This is a genomic window from Agrilactobacillus yilanensis, from assembly GCF_003946725.1.
In the GTDB taxonomy this organism is placed as follows: domain Bacteria; phylum Bacillota; class Bacilli; order Lactobacillales; family Lactobacillaceae; genus Agrilactobacillus; species Agrilactobacillus yilanensis.
Genome location: NZ_RHOY01000008.1, coordinates 1 through 20200, shown reverse-complemented (window position 1 = coordinate 20200; position 20200 = coordinate 1). Strand labels below are relative to the sequence as shown.

Annotated in this window: 23 protein-coding genes; 3 read left to right on the top strand and 20 right to left on the bottom strand. The window is 43.0% G+C overall.

Going from position 1 to position 20200, the window contains the following annotated elements:
* The first annotated feature begins 1 nt into the window (after position 1).
* Positions 2-424: a hypothetical protein gene (locus tag EKM93_RS06930; RefSeq protein ID WP_125714372.1), complete on the top strand. Its 423-nt coding sequence runs from the start codon at positions 2-4 to the stop codon at positions 422-424.
* On the opposite strand, the gene EKM93_RS06925 is transcribed toward EKM93_RS06930, so the two are convergent.
* The 4 genes from EKM93_RS06925 to EKM93_RS06910 form a co-directional block, all read right to left on the bottom strand.
* Positions 376-1305 carry an alpha/beta fold hydrolase gene (locus EKM93_RS06925; RefSeq protein WP_164507021.1) on the bottom strand — a complete coding sequence of 310 codons (930 nt, stop codon included), beginning with the start codon at positions 1303-1305 and terminating at the stop codon, positions 376-378. The genes EKM93_RS06930 and EKM93_RS06925 overlap by 49 nt on opposite strands.
* Positions 1306-1449: 144 nt before the next feature.
* Positions 1450-1860, bottom strand: coding sequence for a MerR family transcriptional regulator (locus EKM93_RS06920; protein WP_125714368.1), 411 nt, complete (start codon positions 1858-1860; stop codon positions 1450-1452).
* 42 nt (positions 1861-1902) lie between these two features.
* Positions 1903-2250 (bottom strand): MerR family transcriptional regulator, encoded by a 348-nt coding sequence (locus EKM93_RS06915; RefSeq protein WP_164507020.1) that lies wholly within the window; start codon positions 2248-2250, stop codon positions 1903-1905.
* Between the two features lie 16 nt (positions 2251-2266).
* Positions 2267-2917, bottom strand: coding sequence for an NAD(P)H-binding protein (locus tag EKM93_RS06910; protein WP_125714364.1), 651 nt, complete (start codon positions 2915-2917; stop codon positions 2267-2269).
* Between the two features lie 259 nt (positions 2918-3176).
* On the opposite strand from EKM93_RS06910, the gene EKM93_RS06905 reads away from it, so the two are divergent.
* A complete protein-coding gene (locus tag EKM93_RS06905) occupies positions 3177-3578 on the top strand; it encodes a flavodoxin family protein (protein WP_125714363.1) in 402 nt (133 codons plus the stop codon).
* 77 nt (positions 3579-3655) lie between these two features.
* Here the strand turns inward: EKM93_RS06905 and argH are convergent, their stop codons facing one another.
* Both argH and EKM93_RS06895 read right to left on the bottom strand, forming a co-directional pair.
* Entirely contained in the window at positions 3656-5038 is a 1383-nt protein-coding gene (gene argH, locus EKM93_RS06900) for an argininosuccinate lyase (RefSeq protein ID WP_125714361.1), read from the bottom strand.
* Positions 5038-6264, bottom strand: coding sequence for an argininosuccinate synthase (locus EKM93_RS06895; protein ID WP_125714359.1), 1227 nt, complete (start codon positions 6262-6264; stop codon positions 5038-5040). The genes argH and EKM93_RS06895 overlap by 1 nt, the downstream gene beginning before the upstream one ends.
* 189 nt (positions 6265-6453) lie before the next feature.
* Between EKM93_RS06895 and EKM93_RS06890 the strand changes: the two genes are divergently transcribed.
* Positions 6454-6813: a hypothetical protein gene (locus EKM93_RS06890; protein ID WP_125714357.1), complete on the top strand. Its 360-nt coding sequence runs from the start codon at positions 6454-6456 to the stop codon at positions 6811-6813.
* Between the two features lie 62 nt (positions 6814-6875).
* On the opposite strand, the gene EKM93_RS06885 is transcribed toward EKM93_RS06890, so the two are convergent.
* The 14 genes from EKM93_RS06885 to EKM93_RS06820 all read right to left on the bottom strand — a co-directional run bounded on the left by EKM93_RS06885 (position 6876) and on the right by EKM93_RS06820 (position 19823).
* A complete protein-coding gene (locus EKM93_RS06885) occupies positions 6876-8150 on the bottom strand; it encodes a dihydrolipoamide acetyltransferase family protein (RefSeq protein WP_125714355.1) in 1275 nt (424 codons plus the stop codon).
* A gap of 48 nt (positions 8151-8198) precedes the next feature.
* Entirely contained in the window at positions 8199-9188 is a 990-nt protein-coding gene (locus EKM93_RS06880; protein ID WP_125714353.1) for an alpha-ketoacid dehydrogenase subunit beta, read from the bottom strand.
* On the bottom strand, positions 9181-10197 hold the full coding sequence (locus tag EKM93_RS06875) for a thiamine pyrophosphate-dependent dehydrogenase E1 component subunit alpha (RefSeq protein ID WP_125714351.1): 1017 nt from the start codon (positions 10195-10197) through the stop codon (positions 9181-9183). The genes EKM93_RS06880 and EKM93_RS06875 overlap by 8 nt, the downstream gene beginning before the upstream one ends.
* A gap of 85 nt (positions 10198-10282) precedes the next feature.
* Positions 10283-11680, bottom strand: coding sequence for a dihydrolipoyl dehydrogenase (lpdA, locus tag EKM93_RS06870; protein ID WP_125714350.1), 1398 nt, complete (start codon positions 11678-11680; stop codon positions 10283-10285).
* Between the two features lie 18 nt (positions 11681-11698).
* The gene (gene accA, locus EKM93_RS06865) at positions 11699-12478 is read right to left on the bottom strand and encodes a carboxyltransferase subunit alpha (protein WP_125714348.1); all 780 of its coding nucleotides are present in this window, start codon (positions 12476-12478) and stop codon (positions 11699-11701) included.
* 15 nt (positions 12479-12493) lie between these two features.
* Positions 12494-13333 (bottom strand): acetyl-CoA carboxylase carboxyltransferase subunit beta, encoded by an 840-nt coding sequence (locus tag EKM93_RS06860; protein WP_125714346.1) that lies wholly within the window; start codon positions 13331-13333, stop codon positions 12494-12496.
* The gene (gene accC / locus EKM93_RS06855; protein WP_125714344.1) at positions 13302-14714 is read right to left on the bottom strand and encodes an acetyl-CoA carboxylase biotin carboxylase subunit; all 1413 of its coding nucleotides are present in this window, start codon (positions 14712-14714) and stop codon (positions 13302-13304) included. Before accC ends, EKM93_RS06860 begins: the two co-directional genes overlap by 32 nt.
* A gap of 1 nt (position 14715) precedes the next feature.
* Positions 14716-15153, bottom strand: a complete 438-nt coding sequence (fabZ, locus tag EKM93_RS06850) for a 3-hydroxyacyl-ACP dehydratase FabZ (protein WP_125714342.1) — start codon at positions 15151-15153, stop codon at positions 14716-14718.
* A 30-nt stretch (positions 15154-15183) separates the two neighbouring features.
* The gene (accB, locus tag EKM93_RS06845) at positions 15184-15663 is read right to left on the bottom strand and encodes an acetyl-CoA carboxylase biotin carboxyl carrier protein (protein ID WP_164507019.1); all 480 of its coding nucleotides are present in this window, start codon (positions 15661-15663) and stop codon (positions 15184-15186) included.
* Between the two features lie 2 nt (positions 15664-15665).
* Positions 15666-16916 carry a beta-ketoacyl-ACP synthase II gene (fabF, locus tag EKM93_RS06840; RefSeq protein WP_125714338.1) on the bottom strand — a complete coding sequence of 417 codons (1251 nt, stop codon included), beginning with the start codon at positions 16914-16916 and terminating at the stop codon, positions 15666-15668.
* A 32-nt stretch (positions 16917-16948) separates the two neighbouring features.
* Positions 16949-17683: a 3-oxoacyl-ACP reductase family protein gene (locus EKM93_RS06835; RefSeq protein WP_125714336.1), complete on the bottom strand. Its 735-nt coding sequence runs from the start codon at positions 17681-17683 to the stop codon at positions 16949-16951.
* On the bottom strand, positions 17680-18615 hold the full coding sequence (locus EKM93_RS06830) for an ACP S-malonyltransferase (RefSeq protein ID WP_125714334.1): 936 nt from the start codon (positions 18613-18615) through the stop codon (positions 17680-17682). Before EKM93_RS06830 ends, EKM93_RS06835 begins: the two co-directional genes overlap by 4 nt.
* Positions 18615-19571 carry an enoyl-[acyl-carrier-protein] reductase FabK gene (fabK, locus tag EKM93_RS06825; RefSeq protein WP_125714332.1) on the bottom strand — a complete coding sequence of 319 codons (957 nt, stop codon included), beginning with the start codon at positions 19569-19571 and terminating at the stop codon, positions 18615-18617. The genes EKM93_RS06830 and fabK overlap by 1 nt, the downstream gene beginning before the upstream one ends.
* A gap of 18 nt (positions 19572-19589) precedes the next feature.
* On the bottom strand, positions 19590-19823 hold the full coding sequence (locus EKM93_RS06820) for an acyl carrier protein (protein ID WP_125714329.1): 234 nt from the start codon (positions 19821-19823) through the stop codon (positions 19590-19592).
* Positions 19824-20200 lie beyond the last annotated feature (377 nt).

Here is a 20200-nt window from a genome sequence, read left to right as displayed (position 1 = left end):
CATGAAATATTTAACCCTAATTTATAATAGTTTCATCTGGGCGTTATTACTGGCTACTTTATGTTTTAATAGTACATGGTTACAAATGCGGATGAATATCGGTTATATTTTCTTTGGCAGTTTTATTTTGCTCAGTCTGATAACCAGCTTAATTTTTCGCAAACGCTGCCGGCCTTTCAAAATTTGGCAGCTTGTGTTAAGTCCTGCTTTAGCTGTTATCATCGGTATTGTGGTTGTTGGCGCCCAACGGTTAACCATTATTCCAGCCACGTTTATTCGCGAAGGCTTACATCTAACAACTTTAGATTTTGGGCTAATCAACCTTGTGCTTATCTTAATAATGGGCTTTGGCTTAGCAGGTATATTATGGAAAAATCACACAGATCCCTGCTCTAGCTGTTGCCATAACCAATGTGCTAAGTAGGCTTCTACAGCTGCTGTATCAACTTCAAAGAGTGGTTCATGTCGTAAGGCAGGCCACTCTTTTTTGGTGACTTTTTCTAAGCCTTTGTTTTGTAAAGCCGCGACTAATTTTGCCGGCTGCCGGCCAAAATCCCCTACTGGATCTTGGGCACCACTGGTTACTAAAATCGGATAAGCTGCTGGTAAATTTTGAGTCCACTGATTGGTTTCTTGGGCTAAAACAAGTTCAAATAACGTTTCAAAGCCGTTGGTTGTAAAGGTAAAGCCTAATAACGGATCCGCCTTGTAGCGGGCCACAGCTGCCGGATCACTGCTGAGCCATGAGAAAAATTCCCGATGATCAAACTTTAGATTATAGGGACCAAAAGCTAACGCATTTAATAAATAATCCGGCCGCTTCCCTTGAAGTTTAGCCCGTAATCGAATTTCTGGCATTAATGCTGGCAAAATCTTAGGCTGATACACTGTCCCCATCAAAATTGTGCCATTGGTGTCATACCAATATTTCTGTAAATATTGCTCTGTGATCAAAGACCCCATGGAATGACCTAAAAGGTACAACGGCAGTTTTGGATAAGCTTGTTGCAAGGCCATCGTCCATAAGTGGCTGTCTTCAACTAAAGCTTGCTTGCCTTCTGGCCCGAAATAACCAAATTCTTTAACACTGCGGACGGTTTGACCATGGCCTAAGTGATCGTGGCAGGCGACGATAAACCCTTGTGCTGTAAAGAACTGGGCGACGTCTTGATAACGTTTGGCGTATTCCGCCATCCCATAATTAATCTGTAAAATACCAACCGGTGTGTCTTGAGGTTCCCAAATCAATGCCTGAATGCGGTGACGGCCATTACTGGATAAAAAAGAACGGTGTTTTGTAATCATCATCAACCCTCCGGATAATTGTCTGCGAAATAGATCTAATACCTTTATCATACACGATCCGATGCCCGAAATTGGCACAAAAAAGCGGTTAGCCCAAAATTAATTTTTGAGTTAACCGCTTTTTGAGGATCATGTCCAGCTACTTTACGTCTCCGAATTCAGTTCCGCATCTGTTTTATAATATAGTTTCTCATTTTCGTAATTTAAAACATGGCTTTCAAAATTATCCAATTTAAAGTTTAAATAATTTAATGTTTTCTCAATTTCTGCTTTTTGAGCCTCTAGTTTATCCCGTTGTTCCACGAGTAATGTTTTTTGAGCCTCACGGGTATCCATATTTTGTCGATATAACGCAATAAACTCCACCAACGACTCTATAGACATCCCGGCTTGACGCATGGCTTTAATAAAAAAAATCCAGTTTAGCTCCTGTTCACCATAGTCCCGATAGCCGCTGTCATTTCTAGGAATTTCGGGCAATAAATTCAAACGTTCCCAGTAACGTAAGGTCTCTTTTGTAACGTCAAATTTTTCACTGGCCTGTGCAATATTCAATTTATACCCCCGCCTTTTGCTTCGCTTTTGAAATTGAACCCATTATACCCCATTCGTTTTATCCAGACTAGTTTCCATGTCGGTCATGATCGTGGTTAACTGGGTGCAAGTTGTTTGGATTTCAGCTAATTGGGCTTTTAAAAAGGCACTTCTAGCAGGTTTTGCTTTGGCACCTAATTGGGCTAACGTGACATATTCTATTAAGAAATCTTCAGGTAAATGGGCCGCTAATAACGTTTTAGCATAACGTACCCAACTCAAATCTGCAGCCGTATAATTTCTTAAGCCTGAAGCGGTCTTCGTTACCGGTGGGATTAAGCCAATTCGTTCCCAGCGGCGCAAAGTATCCGTGGGGATATCATATTGTTTAGCAACTTCTGTAATTTCCAACTTAACCATCCCTCAATTAATAAACGGGGCGATCCTCGCCTTGGGTTGCTGGATCAGCCATGCCCAAACTATCTTTAAGCCCATAACTTGGGTCAGCAACAATCTTCAAAACAACATCTGCCACACTTTGCCGAGAGCCAGAAACGCCCAAATAAGGTTGGTCTTTTGTAGTTACCGCATACTTCACTTCATCTCGATCATTTAACCAAGGTAAGCGTAACGTCGTATAGTCTACCCCACTTGCGGCCAATAACTTATCAGCGTTAATTGCTGTCTGTAAATTGCTGGCAACCGCTTCTAAATTCCAGCGGCCAAATTCACCAGGTACTTCATTATAAATACCTAAAATATTCGTAGAAATAATCCGTTTAACCCTATTTTCAGCCATTGCCGCTAAAGCAACCTTCGTCATCACATTGTCATTAACATGATCTACAACTGCGACAAAAACCATATCTTGCCCCTTCATAGCCGCGTTAACAACTTTGGCATCGGTAATACTACCTTCAACTAAAGTCACCCGTTCATTATTTTTTAAATCAGCCAATCGTTGGCTATTTCTTAAAACTAAAGTTAACTGAACATCGTCAAATTGTGCCTCTGTTAAAATCCGGTGTTCTACGATTCTTGCAATTTGGCCGTTAGCCGCTAAAATTAATAAATTCATTTAAATTTCTCCTTTGATTATTTCGTCAGGGTTAGCCCATCATGATTAAGCGTTCCAAACGCCGTCGATACTTCTTATATTTTTTCATCTTTTTCATAATTGATCCCGCCTTAATTTAAGCTACGTTGTTAACTTATCAACGAGATTCATCTTAAACCTTTGTCTGAACTTCAAGGCAAGGGTTTTTTTAAATTAATTTTTTTATTTTTAAAAAACAGATCTATAATAGGGGTGTATTAATTATAATGGGGGCTTTACTATGAATGCAGTTCGTTATTGTTCCAAAACTGGTAATACTAAAAAAATGGCGGAAATGATCGCCAAACAACTGGGCGTCACGGCTGAACCGGTGGACACGCCTTTGACCTATCCGATCCAAAAATTATTTCTAGGCGGTGCGATTCACATGGCCTCTTTAGATAAAGAATTAAAACATTTTGCAGAAAATCTTGATTCTGAAAAGATTCGTGAAGTTGTTATTTTTGGGACATCCGGTGGTGTTTTATCCATCAAAAAAGGCCTCGTCCGAATTTTAAACGATCAAAAAATGACAATCTCAAAACACAATTTATTTTTACACGGGCTTGTGCCAGCTAAAGCGAATATTTCAGAAAAACAAAAAACTGAAATTTCTGAATTTGTCCACGCGGTCATCCGTTAATCACTTAAAAATAGACACCACACAAAAAAACAGTAATCTTCAAGTTGGCAAAACTTAAAGATTACTGTTTTTTAAATCTATAATTGTAAATCAGCTTTAGCCTGTGCTAATTCTTTGCGAATTTCATCAAAGCCCGTACCACCAAGGGAGTCTCGTGTTTTAACGGCAGTGACTGGGTCTAAAGCTGTAAATACATCGGCTTCAATTAACGGTGAAATAGCTTGATATTCTGATAATGTAATATCCTTTAAGAACTTACCTTGCTGAATACATTTCAGGACAGTTGCCCCCACAATTTCGTGGGCTTGTCTAAAAGGAATACCCTTTTTAGCCAAATAGTCGGCAAGTTCTGTCGCATTTGAGAAATCATGCACGGTAGCATGTTTCATCTGTTCTTTTTTAACCGTTAAGGTTTCGACCATGCCTTTCATTACTTTCAAAGACATCATCAAGGTATTCACGGTATCAAACATACCTTCTTTGTCTTCTTGTAAATCTTTGTTATACGCTAACGGCAGGCCTTTCATTACGGTCAACAGACCTAATAAATCACCGTAAACTCGGCCGGTTTTGCCACGAATCAGTTCGGCCATATCGGGATTTTTCTTTTGCGGCATGATTGAACTACCCGTGGAATACGTATCAGATAATTCAATGTAGTTAAATTCTTGACTGGACCAAAGCACAAGTTCCTCACACATCCGGGATAGATGCATCATCAAGATTGCGGCATTACTTAAAAATTCTAAAATAAAGTCTCGATCAGAAACCGCATCTAAACTATTGTGATAAAGTGCCTTAAAATCTAGTAAATCTGCGGTTTGCTGCCGATCAATCGGGAATGTTGTCCCAGCTAAAGCGGCCGCCCCAATCGGTGAAATATCCGTGTGCTGTAAATTAAAGGTCAACCGTTCATAATCTCTTTGGAACATATTATAGTAAGCCAACAAATAATGGGCATAAGAGATCGGTTGTGCATGCTGCAAATGGGTATACCCGGGCATGATGGTTTCCACATTTGTTTCTGCCTTTTGAACTAACGTTTTTTGCAAGTCCTGAACTAAAGGCAACAGCTCATTTAATCGATTACGCAAGTATAAATGCATATCTAGGGCCACTTGATCATTTCGACTCCGGGCAGTATGCAATTTACCTGCCACAGGGCCAATGAGATCCGTTAAGGCCTTTTCTAAATTCAAATGAATATCTTCATTGTCAATCGAAAAGGTTAAATCCCCTTGTTCTAGTTGAACTTGCAGTTGTTTTAAGCCCGTTTGAATACTGCTCATTTCGTCTTTAGCGATAATGCCTTGATCCCCCAGCATTTGAACGTGGGCCAGGGAGCCTTGGATATCTTCTTCAGCTAATAATTGATCAAATTCAATGGATGCACCGAATTTCTGCACATATTCGCTAGGTTCTGCCGTAAAACGGCCGCCCCAAAGTTTTGTGGTTGCCATTAGTGCACACCTTGGCCTTTAGTTTCCAAATCCCCTTTTTGTTGCACTTGTGCCGCAACTTGGGTTGGTAAGCCCCAAAGTTTGATAAAGCCAACAGAAGCTTGTTGGTCAAAAGTATCAGATGATGTGTAAGTGGCTAAGTCTTTGTCATATAGAGAATATGGTGATTTCCGACCTTCAACAACCACATTACCTTTGAACAATTTCACCCGAATTGTGCCAGTGACCACTTTTTGAGTTTGTTCGATAAAGGCAACCATTGCTTCCATTAATGGTGAGAACCATAAGCCGTTATAAATCGTATTGCTCATTTGGTTCGTAATTTGCGGTTTAAAATGACAAAGGTCTCTTTCAAAAGTTAAGTCTTCTAATGCTTGATGGGCTGTCATCAAAACTTCAGCGCCAGGCACTTCGTAAACTTCTCTAGACTTAATCCCTACAAGCCGGTTTTCGATATGATCAATCCGGCCAATCCCATGTTTACCCGCAATTTTATTTAGTTTTAAAACCATTTCGGCTAATGGGTAAGTTTCGCCGTTTAATGTAACAGGTTTACCTTGTTCAAAACCAATTTCCAAAATATCTGGTGTATCTGGTGTGTCTTCGATGGCACTTGTCCATTCAAAAGCATCTGCTGGTGGGGTTACCCAAGGATCTTCTAAGACACCAGCTTCATTAGCCCGGCCCCATAAGTTTTGGTCGATGGAATAAGGGCTGTCTAAGTCAATTGGAATTGGAATGTTGTGTTCTTTAGCGTAGTCAATTTCTTCTTCTCTAGACCAGTGCCAGTCCCGTACTGGAGCTAAAATTTCAATATCTGGTGCCAAAGCGTGAATCCCAACTTCAAAACGGACTTGATCGTTCCCTTTCCCAGTACAGCCATGGGCAATCGCTTGAGCCCCAGTTTCTTGGGCAACTTCAACTAATTTTTTAACAATTAATGGTCTGGATAATGCGGAAACTAATGGATAAGTTTCTTCATATAATGCATTGGCCTTTAAGGCAATCAAGGCATATTCATCTGCGAATTCATCTTGGCAGTCCAAGGTATAAGATTCAACAGCACCCACCGTCAATGCTTTTTGTTTGATGAATTCTAAGTCTTTACCTTCACCAACATCAATACAGCATGCAATAACATCGTAATTTTTATCTTTTAACCATTGAATTGCAACTGATGTGTCTAAACCGCCTGAATATGCTAATACTACTTTTTTATTTGCCATATCTAAAAACTCCCTTAGTTTTGTTGATGTGATGAATATACACCTTTAAACAAAATAATGCAAGTATTTAAATAAATATTCATAAAATAATCATTTGAATGAATAATATACATTAATAATTCCGTTGGTGTTTCCGTGCTAGTATTTGTATAATTAAGGTAAAGTTTTAATAGAAAGTGGGGACTGCCGGTGCAGTTGTTAGCCAATGCCAATTTAGTCACACCATTATTGACCGTCAGTTTCATTTTAATTTTGAGCCTCGCAGCAATCTTATTACAGACACTCGCCCATTATTATAAAAGCTATGATAAAAAAGTAGAAAAGGCATTACAGATTTTTTCCTTATTAGGTTTTTCTTTGTTGGCGGTTAATTTGATCATCGTCTTTTTAGGCTTTCAAGCGTCTGAAGATAAAACACCATTTCAAGCCAATGTCTGGCTGATACTAGCCAGCTTCGTCTCGCTTTTATCCATTGGCTATTGTCTTTACGCCCGCTATAATTTATTTGCGGACTTTAATTCAAAATCAAAACATGCTTCAAAAAAATAAACGTCGTTTTCAAAAGTTGCAGCTTCAACCTTTGAAAACGACGCTTATTTTAATGCGTTTATTTAGTTTAAATTCATGCTGGGTTCAAAATCAGCTAAGTTTTGTTTCACATCTCTTAAAAAGCCGCCTGCAGCAACACCATCTAATAACCGATGATCGACAGACAAAGAAAGATTCACCATATCCGCCACTTTAAAGCCTAAGCCGTCCGGTGTTGGTTTGAGTTCTTTACGGATGCTTTCTACTTGAATAATCGCTGCTTGCGGATAGTTAATGATTCCCATTGATGAAATTGAACCAAAAGAGCCCGTATTATTCACGGTAAACGTGCCGCCTTGCATTTCATCAGCGGTAATCGTTCCTTTTCGTACCGCCAGCGCTAAGCGGTCAATCTCTGCGGCAATCCCTTTTAAGGATAATCGATCCGCATGCTTAATGACTGGGACATATAATTCATCATCTTTGGCCACCGCAATCGACAAGTTTATATCATGATGCACTACAATCTGACCTTCTTGCCAAGAGCTATTCAACCGCGGATGCTTCACTAAGGCTTGCGCTACAGCTTTAACGAAGAATGGGAAATAAGTGAGCTTATAGCCTTCTTGCTGTTGAAATTCAGCTTTTTTAGCTTGACGCAACTGCACTAAGCGGGTGACATCTTGTTCAACCATCATCCAGCCATGGGGAATTTCAGAACTGCTTAAACTCATGCGTTGGGCAATTACCCGCCGGATACTGCTGGCAGGAATAACGGTATCTCCGCTAGCCGTTGCGCTCATAGATTCTCCAGCGGTTGTGGCCATTGGTGCCGGTGCCAGCTGATGTTGGTCGGGATGTTGAACATTAGGCTGTTGCGGCTGTGCCAAATATTTCTCAACATCTTTACGGGTTAACCGTCCTTGATGCCCAGTGGCTGGAATATCCGCTGCATTTAATTGATGGTGCGCTAATAACGTGGCCACCGCTGGTGAAAATCTAGGGCCTTCTGGTGCAGTCGGTGCTGGGACTGCGGACACAGTTACCGGCGTCTTTGAAGTACTGGATTGCGCTGGGGCTGCTGCGGGTTCAGTGCTATCAAGGGTCGATTCTGCTTCAGCAGCCACTTCAATCGTGGCAATTGGTGCGCCAACCGCCACCGTATCCCCATTTTTAGCTAAAATATCAACGATCGTGCCGTCAAAACTTGCGGGCACTTCGGCGATAACCTTTACAGTCTGAACTTCACAGATTGGATCATATTTTGCGATTTCTTGGCCTGGTTTGACCAACCAATCGACAATCGTTCCCTCGGTGACACTTTCGCCTAATCGAGGCATGGTCATTTCTTTTTTCATAAGTTTGCCGTCTCACTTTCTTTAAAAAAGATTTTTATCTGTCGAAATTCAAAATTCAGCTAAATCTAACATGGCCTGTTTCACAGCGTCTGCCTGCACTAAGAAAGCCTGTTCCAAGTTTTTGGCATAAGGCATCGCTGGGCTATCTGGGCCAGCTAGGCGTTGAATGGGCGCATCTAAATCAAACAAAGCCCCTTCATTGATTACTGCTGAAATTTCACTTAAAACGCCGCCTTGTTGATTATCTTCATTGACTAATAAAACTTTACCAGTTTTCTTAGCCGCCGCGATAATGGTTGCTTTATCTAGTGGATAAAGTGAGCGAATATCCACGACTTCTGTATGAAGCCCTTGTTGTGTTAATTCGTCAGCAGCTTGCAGCACATATTGTAAAGTCACGCCATAGCTCATAACCGTTAAATCCGTACCGGAGCGTAAAATGGCCGCTTTATCAATCGGGGTTAAAATTTCTTCATTTGGATCAATTTCGGCTTTAATACTGTGATACAGCCGCTTGTGCTCATAAAACAGTACTGGATCTTGACACCGGATGGCACTTTTTAACAAGCCTTTGGCATCCCGAACGGTAGAAGGCGTCACCACCCGCAGCCCGGGCTGACCGACAAAAACTTTTTCCGTAGATTGTGAATGGTAAAAACCACCGCCTACACCGCCACCATATGGGGCTCTAAAAACAACCGGAACCGTCCAATCGCCTTGACTGCGGTAACGCATGCGTGCGGCTTCTGAAATAATTTGATTGGTTGCCGGCAATATGTAATCGGCAAATTGAAATTCCGCAACTGCTGGATGGCCGGTGGTCCCTAACCCAATGGCCAAGCCTCCAATTTCAGCTTCGCCTAAAGGCATATTAAACACGCGGCGGTCGCCGTATTTTTCAGCTAAGCCTTGGGTCACATTGAAGACGCCACCTTTAACACCGCCCACATCTTCTCCAAAAATAGTCAGCCGCTGATCCCGGCCCAATTCTTCATCAAGCGCTTGATGCAATGCTTCTAGATAATCAATTTTAGCCATAGATACCGGTCTCCTTTTCAACAGGGGCAAAAACTTGTTGCCCTAAAACGCTCAAATCTGGGGCTGGCGCTGCTTCTGCCTGGTCCGTTGCCAGATTGATTTCTTTTTTCAACTGTTGTTCTAACGTGGCAATCTCGGCTTCGGTGAAGATACCTTCCGCGATCACTTGCGCCGTCAACGTCTTTAATGGATCCTTAGCCTGCAACGCTTTTAATTCTGCTTCAGAACGATAAATCCGCTGATTGTCGTCACTAGTATGGTCTAACAGCCGAATGACATTTAAATTAACTAACGTTGGGCCTTCACCGGCTCTAGCTCGGGTAACCGCTTCTTTGAAAGCTAAATAAGTCGCCGTGAAATCTAGGCCATCCACATCTATGCCCGGCATCCCGTAGCCAGCACCACGATCGGCCAAACTATGAGCTGCAAATTCTTCTTTATCCGGTGTTGAAATGGCATACCCATTATTTTCAATTACAAAAATAACCGGTAACTGAGCAACGCCTGCAAAGTTCAACGCTTCATGAAACTCGCCTTCAGCCGTCGAGCCTTCCCCAGTTGTAACCAGTGTTAAGCGGTCACTTTGATCCAAAACAGCGCCGTAAGCGACGCCGGTGGCTAATGGAAATTGGCTGGAAACAGTAGAAGCCTGCGAAACGGCATGCAATTTTTTAGAACCATAGTGATTTGGCATCTGCATCCCATGAGACGATGGTCCAGCAGCTCGCCCAAAAGAATCTAACAAAATCTCTTTAGGTGTGGCTCCCCAAAACATAAAGGCCGTCATATCTCGGTAATAAGGTAAAAAATAATCTTTTTCCGGTTCAAAAGCCATCGCCATAGCGGCTTGGCCAATCTCTTGTCCTTGACCAGAGACATTAAAAGATGTTTTTCCTGTCCGTTGTAAAAGCCCTAAGCGTTCATCTAGACGTCGAGAACGTAAAATTTGTGTATAGACTTGCTGTAAAGTTACTTTGTCTAAACCACTTGCCAGCAGTTTTTGTGTCATGATCACTGTACTCCTTTGTTAAGAGGCCAACGTTTGGCGTTTTAGTCTCTCGTCTTTTTGATTTAACAGCCGTTTTATTCTTAAATTAAATATCGGTCGCCCAGTCTTTAGCAGCTAATGCGGCTTGACGGACGGTCTCTGATAAAGTTGGATGTGGATGCACAGCTGCCCCAATTTCTGCAGCGGATACATTCAAATAAAGGCCTAAACTGGCTTCTGCAATCATATCGGTGGCATGGGTGCCGATCATTAATACTTGCAAAACATCATCGGTGTCCGTATCGATGGTCACTTGAATCTGACCGGTTGTTTCCCCTTCAATAATTGCCTTCCCGTTGGCACTGTAAGGGAAGGTACCGACTTTTGTATGGGGGTGTTGTTGCTGGTCGATGGTGCTGGCCCCCGCAACGGCCACTTCTGGATAAGTATAAATACAGCGCGGTACCCCTGCATAATCCAGCGGTTCAACCGGCTGTTTTGCAATGAAGTCAGCCGCATGAATCCCCTCAGCCATAGCGACATGGGCTAATTGTAACGTATCAATACAGTCGCCCACCGCAAAAATCTGACTTTGATTTGTTTGATAATTTTCATCCACTGCAATCGTGCCGTTGGGCTGTAATAAAATGCCTTGTTCCGCTAAGCCCATCCCACTAGTTTGTGCTTGACGGCCTACAGCGACCAAAACTTGATCACTCATGACGGTTTTTGTTTGACCGTCTAGTAGATAAGTCACTTGCACTTGATCATCCACCAGTTCAGCAGCTGTCACACTGGCAGCCGTCTGAATTTTAATACCACGTTTGGTTAATGTCTGCTTCAAAAATTGACCGGCAGCAGCTGTTTCTTGGCCTAATAAATGGTCTGCGTATTCCAAAACTTGAACTTCTGTCCCTAGATCGTGTAGTAAAGAAGCCCATTCTAAGCCAATTGCACCACCACCAATGATGGTTAGCCGTTTCGGCAAGGTCGTTTGCTGCAGCATTGATTCAGAGGTTAAGATTTTTTGATCATCAATCACGACTTTATCTAGTGTCTTAGGCGTAGAACCCGTTGCTAAAATCAATGTTTTAAAGTTTAAAGGCACCGTTTGTTCGGCTTGTTTCACCGTTAAGGCATTGGGCCCAATTAACTGACCATAACCTGGATAAACCGTGATTTTATTTTTTTGCATCAAATAGGTGACCCCTTGACGCAACCGTTTAACAATCGCTTCTTTACGTTCAAAAACTTTTTGAAAAGCAACTGTTGGTGTCTGCGTGACGTCCTCCAGGCCAAAATCAGCACTTTTTTGGATCGTTCGTAAGACCTCTGCACTCTTCAAATAAGCCTTTGTCGGAATACAGCCTTGGTTTAAACAAACACCCCCCAAAAGTTGCGCTTCTACTAAAGCGACTTTTAAATGGTGCTTGGCAGCTTGAATTGCGGCAGTATAACCACCGACACCACCACCTAAAACGACAACATCATAATGTGTCTCCATAATCTTCCCTCGTTTCTTTTAGAACTTCCGGAATCGGGCTAAACGTTTTTCAATTAATTGCTCAGGCGCTAATTGATTCAATTCAGCGACTTTTAATATCAATTTTTTCTTTAGATTTTTAACGAGCTTATCTTGATTGCTCGGTTCTGAAATGACTTGATCAATAATTTTTAAGCTTAAAAGATCACTAGGCGTCAATTTCATTAACCCCGCTGCTTCATCAGCACGACCGCTGTCTTTCCAAAGAATCGAGGCGAAGCCCTCTGGTGAAAGCACAGAATAAATACTGTTTTCAAACATCCAAACTTCATCGGCACAAGCTAAAGCTAAGGCACCACCACTACCGCCTTCACCAAAAATTGTTGCAATAAACGGCACTTTGAGCTGATAAGAAGCTTCCAATAAAGCTGCAATCGCTTCACCTTGCCCATGCTGTTCGGCATCGGCACCCGGATAAGCACCGGCGGTATTAATTAGCGTAATGACCGGCCGCTTGAATTTAGCTGCTTGTGCCATTAACCGCAGTGCTTTTCGATAGCCTTGCGGTTCTGGATCGCCGTTATGTGTCGCAATTTTTTCTTCAACAGTTTCCCCTTTTTGGGTGGCAATAATCGTCACTGGTCGGGTTCCCAAATAACCGATACCCCCAACAATTGCTGGATCATCCCCCGAACTGCGATCACCGTGGAGTTCAACAAAGTCTGTGACCAAACCGTTGATCAATGCCCGGGTACTGATTTTATCTGCACTACGAGCTGCTTTGACCACTGCCGCAGCCGCTTTACTTTTCTGAGCCATTTCTTTACCCCACTTCTATTGATTCAAACTAACCACTTGTGCAATGAAATCACTTAACTCTGAGCGCGGTACAATTTTATCCACAAACCCATTTTTTTGCAGTTGTTCCCCACTTTGGAAATCTTCAGGTAACGCCTTATTAATGGTTTGTTCAATGACCCGGCGACCAGCAAAGCCCACTAAAGTATGGGGTTCTGCTGCAATGATATCCCCTTGCATGGCAAAACTTGCCGTGACACCACCCGTTGTCGGATCTGTCAAAATCGGCATGTAAAACAGCCCGGCTTCACTGTGACGGGCCACTGCTTGAGAAATTTTGGCCATTTGCATTAAGGCAGGCATGCCTTCTTGCATCCGGGCTCCGCCAGAAGCTGTAAATAATACAACGGGTAATTTCTGTTCGATTGCCCGTTCGAATAATCGGGTAATTTTTTCACCCGTTACAGTGCCTAAACTGCCCATAATAAAGTTGGAATCCATAATACCTAAAGCGATTTCTAAACCTCTAATCCGCGCAATCCCCGTCCAAATTGAGTCATTTAATTTTGTTGCGGCCTGAGCTTTTCGGAGTTTTTCCGGATAGCCCGGAAAATCTAGAGGATCGGTTGTTTGTAGATCTTCATCCCAAGGGGTATAATCCGCCGTTAATAAATTAAGGCGTTCTGTCGCTTTCAGCCGCAGACCGTAACCACAATCCGGGCAGACCCGCAGTGTACCGAAGTTACGGTAATAAAACCCCCGCTTACAATAAGGACATTGGATAAACATATTGTCAGGCACTTGTTGTTTAAATTGTTTTTCCGGTTGCCGTCTTGGATGGGTTTCAACGTATGAATTTTTCTTGAAGAGATACATGATGCGCCTCCTTATTCACGCGTTCTTTGAGATAATTTTTCAAAAAATACCGTTCGATGTAACTATTATTTGTTTTCCCGGTTAGGTAATTAGGATCATCTAACAGCGCCCGCTGAAAATCGCTATTTGAATGAATCCCTTCTAAATCTAATTCCTCCAAAATACGGCGCATGCGGGCAATGGCTTCTAGGCGTGTTTGCCCATGGGTAATCAACTTGGCAATCATTGAATCATAATACGGCGAAACGTCGCCGCCAGAATACACACCGCTGTCAATTCGAATCCCTACACCACCGGTAGGCAAATATAAATAATCAATATGCCCAGCAGATGGTCGAAAGTTATTTTCAGGATCTTCCGCATTAATCCGGCATTCTAAGGCATAGCCGTTTAAAGCCACATCAGCCTGCATAAAAGGAAGGTTTTGGCCGGCCGCCACTAAGATTTGAGCTTTTACTAAATCAACGCCGGTAACCATTTCTGTAATCGGATGCTCCACTTGAATTCGGGTGTTCATTTCCATGAAATAAAAATGATGGGCCTGATCCATTAAAAATTCAACCGTCCCCGTATTCTTATAATCAATGGCCTCTGCTGCTTTTAATGCCGTCTGTCCTAAATAGGTGCGTTCTTCAGGGGTCAAAACCGGGCAAGGGGTTTCTTCCAAAACCTTTTGATGATTCCGTTGCAGCGAACAATCTCGTTCTGGAAAATAGACGCCGTTTCCAAATTGATCTCGAAAAATCTGCACTTCCACATGTTTGGCCGGCGCAATAATTTTTTCTAAGTACATAGCACTGTCATTAAAGGCGCCCTTGGCTTCACGGGTCGCATCTTGAAAAGCGGTGGTTAATTCTTCTTTAGAATTCACCCGACGGATACCTTTACCGCCACCGCCAGCTGCCGCTTTTAACAAGACGGGATAGCCGGCTGTTTCAGCAATTTTTGCCGCTTCAGCCAAGGTTGCTACGGTCCCGATACTGCCGGGAATTACTGGAATGTCATGCGCGTGCATCGTCTGCCGAGCCTTGGCTTTATCGCCCATTAAGGCAATGGTTTCAGGCGTTGGCCCAATAAAGTCAATGTGGCATTCCCCGCACATCTGCGCAAATTCACTGCTTTCCGATAAAAAACCAAATCCGGGATGAATGGCTTCGGCACCCGTTAACACAGCTGCTGACAAAATATTACGTTCATTCAAATAAGAAGCCACTGGCATGGGGCCGCCAACACAGACGGCTTCGTCCGCCAACTTGACATGCAAACTATTGGCATCTGCTTCTGAATAAATCGCAACGGAACGAATTCCTAATTCTTTTAAAACACGGATTACCCGTACTGCGATTTCACCCCGATTGGCAACAAGTACTTTTCGGTACATTTCAGGCCTCCTTTGGGGACACTAAGAACGTTAAGGTGGCTTGACAAATCTCTTGATCAGCCACAAATATATGCCCAACACCAACGCCTGCATTTTGTCGTAGCTTGGTGATCTCGACTTGAATATCTAAAATATCCCCAGGGTAAGCCCAGCCATTAAAAGTTGCTTGATCGATCCCGCCAAAAAACGCTAAATGACCCGCAAATTCTGGCAAGGTTAATAAAGCGACTGCACCGGCTTGCGCCATGGACTCAACCATCAATGTTTGTGGGTAACGCGGTTTTTGATCGCTATAATCTTGAACAACGGCCTCGTTATTGGTCACATTTTTAAGGGCATGACATTGCTGCCCAGGTACGACGTCAATTACTTTATCAATTAATAACATCGGATAACGATGGGGCAAAATTTTTAAAATATCCACTGCTGCATCTGCCATAAAGACACCTCATTTCATAAGTTTGTCGTCTTAGTCTGTTTGAATGGTCATCAACGGCTGATCATAATCCACCATTTCTTCATTGTTCACATTAATGCTGACAATTACGCCGGTGAATTCACTTTTAACTTCTGTGAGCATCTTCATTGCTTCAATTACACACACCGTTTGGCCTTTTTTCACATGATCCCCGACATGAACATAATTGTCCTTTTCAGGTGCTGGTTGTAGATAAACAACCCCTACCATCTGCGCTTTAACAACATCATTTGCTGTTGTTTCAGGTGCTGTTTCAGCAGACGGTTGCTCAGGTGCCGATTTTGCAACAGCACTTATCGGTGTCTCATCCATCGTTGCGGTGGTTTTGGTCGGCACTGTCACTTGCGGTTCTTTACGGGCAATATCATTTTTATTGAGGTACACATGGGCACCTTCAAAATCCACTGCCATTTCCTTAACACTGGACGCATCAAAAGCCGCTAATAATTTAAATAATGTTTCTTGATCCATTACTATACCCCACGCCATTTCTTTAGTGCTAAAACAGCATCATGACCCCCGAAACCAAAAGAGTTGCTCAAGGCATAATCAATGGTTTGAGTTTGATTTTCTGCTGAAACTAAAGTTACGGGACACGCTGCGTCTTGATTTTTGACACCAACATTAATTGGTAATTGGCCACTTTGCAGCGCTTTTAATGTAATAATCGCTTCAATGGCGCCGGCAGCCCCCAATAGATGTCCGGTCATGCCCTTTGTGGAGCTGACAAGGACTTGTGAATCGGCACCAAATAATCTTTGAATTGCCTTAGCTTCCATGGCATCATTGGCCTTTGTACTCGTCCCATGGGCATTAATATAACCCACTTGCGCTGGGGTAATATCTGCTTCACGAACTGCTTCGTTCATAGCGTTATAAGCACCAGCACCGGTAGGATCTGGGGAAGTCATATGATAGGCGTCACACATACTGCCATAACCGACAATTTCGCCATAGATTTTAGCCCCACGCGCTAACGCATGGCCCATATCTTCCAAGATCACTGTGCCAGCCCCTTCAGACAATAAGAAACCAGCTCGATCTTCATCAAACGGAATAGAAGCTCGAGTAGGGTCATCGGCTTTTGTAATGGCCGTTAAAGCCGCAAAGCCACCGACACCCATCGCCATATTGGCGGCTTCAGCACCACCGGCAATCATCATATCGGCCCGGTCAGCTTGAATATGATGAAAAGCCTGACCAATGGCATCCGTTGAAGAAGAACAAGCCGTCACAATACATTGACACATATTTTTAGCTTGATAACGAATCGCAATATTACCCGCGGCCATATTGGCAATCACTTCTGGAATAAACATCGGTGAAATGCGATCCACACCTTTTGTGTGCATCTTGATGGCTTGTTCCGTTGTGGTGGTGATACCGCCGATTCCTGATCCAAATAGCACGCCTAAACGTTCCGGCGCCACAATTTTATCGGTAGGTTCATCCTCTGAAAAACCAGCATCAGTCATCGCTTCTACAGCTGAATACAAGCCATACTGGCAAAAAATATCCATCCGTTTTGTATCTTTTTTATTTAAACGCTTGGTGGGTTCAAAATCTTTAACTTCTCCGGTTAAGCTGACATTCAAGTCAGAAGCGTCAAATTTTGTGATTGGCCCAGCGCCAATTTTTTGAGCATCTACATTTTCTAAAAAAGTCTTGGCGTCATTGCCAATCGGCGTGATTGCGCCAATACCTGTAACAACAACTCTACGCAAACTAATTCCTCCGCTTCTTTTTTTACTAAGTCTTACCGCATAACCATGCCGCCGTCGACAGCCAATGTTTGCCCTGTAACATAGTCATTTTCAGCTAAAAAAATGGCCGCATGGGCAATTTCTGCTGGCTCAGCAGCGCGTTTTAACGGAATTCGAGCGGTTAGTTCTGCTTGAACTTTATCGCTCAATTCCGCCGTCATGGCTGTATTTACCATCCCTGGTGCAATGGCATTGCAACGAATGCCGCGTAATGCGCCTTCTAAAGCCGCCGTTTTAGTTAAACCTAAAATCCCTGCTTTTGCCGCCGCATAATTGGCTTGGCCAATATTACCCGTGAGGCCAACGACACTGGCCAAGTTAATAATATTGCCTGATTTTTGTTTATACATCACTTTTAAAGTAGGTTGCAGCATATTAAACGCCCCCACCAGATTTGTATTAATCACTTTCATAAAATCTTCGTGGGTCATCCGTAATAATAATTTATCGTCGGTAATGCCCGCATTATTCACCAGACAGTCTAAGTGACCGTAATTTTTTTTGATAGATTGAACCAAAGCTGCTGCCGCTGCGCTATCACTAATATCGCCAATTGCGGTTTGTACGGGGCAATGGCTCCCTGAAAATTCAGCTAAAACTTCAGGCGCAATTTCATGCCGGCTATTCAAAATAACTTGAGCCCCTTTTGCGGCAAAAGCTTGCGCGATCGCCAAACCGATGCCTCGAGAACTCCCGGTGATTAATACCACTTGATCCATTAAATTCATGATGACACCTCTTCTTGTAAGGCTTGTACCGTAGTTAATAAAGTCGCCCGATCTTCAACATGATAAGTTTTGAGACCCTTCAAAGTCTTGCGGGCAAACCCGGTTAACGTATGGCCTGGCCCAACTTCTACTAACGTATCAACACCCAAATCCCCTAGTTTTTGTAAACATTTAGAAAAATGTGTCGGATTTGTAATTTGATCTATCAATGTTTCAGCCGTATTTACATGCGTAAATGGTGTCACCGTTGTATTACTGAGCGTCATAACAGCGGGTTCTTCAAAAACCGTCTGCCGCAGATCAGCCGCTAAATTCGCCGCCGCATAAGTCATCAAAGGTGTATGAAATGCCCCTGCTACTTTTAACGGAATTGTCTTAAAACCAGCCGCATCTAATAATTGCTGCGCACGTTCTACAGCAGGTATTTCACCGCCAATAACCACTTGTTTACTAGTATTTTCGTTGGCAATCTGGACATAGCCCCGATCGGTAACCGTACTGCAGATCTCTTGCACTTGCTGTTGATCTTTAGTCATTACCGCGACCATCTTACCTTTAGTTTGGGCACTGGCTGTTTGCATCAATGCGCCGCGTTTAGTGACCAAATCAATCCCAGTTTCAAAATCCACAGCACCAGCCGCCATTAATGCACTGTACTCACCTAAACTTAACCCCAGATGCGCAACAGGAGTTGGCAAATCTTGCGCCTTTAAAAGCGCATGAATGCTATAGCTCATCGCAACAATCATTGGCTGTAATAAAGCCGTGTTATCCAAAGCCGCCGGTTCATGGGTTTTGGCTTGAATATCAAAACCGCAAACCTCACTGGCCGTATCAATTAATTGCCGATAAGTGGCCGCATTGTCATAAAGATCTTGCCCCATATTTACATATTGGGCGCCTTGACCTGAAAATAAATACGCTAATTTCATCAGATAAATCTCCCAGTATTTTGCAATAAAGCATCTGTTTCTTGAACTAATTCTTGAATAATTTCAGCAGCCGGCTGTACCGCTTTAACCAAGCCCGCAATTTCGCCAGCCATAAAGGAGCCGGTGGCCTTATCGCCTTCTTGAACTGCCCGGCGCAAACTGCCATTGCCCAACTCATCCAATTTTGCAAAATCAGGTTCTGGTTTATAAGCTTCTGCTTTTTCTAACCGTAAAAATTCTTTACTCATCTTATTTTTCAAAACACGTACCGGTGAACCGGCATATTGTCCTGTAATTTGCGTATCAATATCTTTTGCTTTAACAACTGCTTTTTTATAATTTTCGTGAATATTAGTTTCAGTGGCCGCTAAAAAGCGCGTCCCCATCTGAACACCAGCTGCACCTAACATAAAGGCTGCCGCAATACCACGACCATCACCAATCCCACCAGCCGCAAAAACTGGAATATCTACAGCATCTGCAACTTGCGGAACTAAAGCCATCGTTGTCAATTGGCCAATATGACCCCCTGACTCCATACCCTCAGCCACAACTGCATCAGCCCCCGTTCGTGCCATCATTCTAGCTAAAGCCACAGATGGAATAACCGGAACAACCTTACTGCCAGCTGCTTTTAAATCATCAATATATTTTCCAGGATTCCCAGCACCCGTTGTAACTACTGGCACATGGGCCTTCAAAACCTCTGCCATAACCTCTTCAACAAAGGGGGACATCAACATCACGTTCACCCCAAAAGGCCGATCTGTTAAAGAACGCGCCACGCGAATCTGTTCTGCGACAACTTCACCAGGGGCATTGCCGGCACCGATAATCCCCAAACCACCACCGTTAGAAACGGCAGCCGCCAAAGCACCATCAGCCACCCAAGCCATCCCACCTTGAATGATCGGATAACGAATACCAAGTGTTTCAAAAAAGGCCGTTGCTTTCATTATTTTTAAGCTCCTTAATTAGGCTTCTTTTTCCACGAATTCAACCAAATCTTTAACCGTATCGATACCCTCTTCAGCCTCGATCTTCACATCAAATTCATCTTCAATTTCATTGATAATTTCAAAAATATCTAAACTATCCGCATCAAAATCATTCTTGAAATTAGAATCCATCTTAACTTCTTCAGTCTCTTTATCTAATTGATCCGCAATAATCTCTTGAACCTTAGTAAAAATCTCTTCGTTTGTCATAATCGTAAACCATCCTTTTTTTTATTAAGTAGAGCGTGACAAAAGACGGGTTGATTTTGAGCATAGCCTAGGCTAACGCCGTGAGCGGACTTCGCTTACAAGTTAGACGTAGCTAAGCACAAAAATCAGTCTTTTGGAACGCGTTTTAGAACCAGAGCGTGAAGGGACACGATTTTGACTTCGAGCACTAACCTAGAATTATGAAATAAGCGCACTTCGCTTATGAATAATTCGTAGTTAGGTGAGAAGTCAGTGCCCCTGAACGCGTTTAGAGCGTGAACCAGCACGGGTGATTTCGCAGTATAACCTAGACTTGGCAGGTAGTCGCCTGCGACTAGCAACAAGGCGTAGTTATATGTAGAAATCAGTGCTGGTGA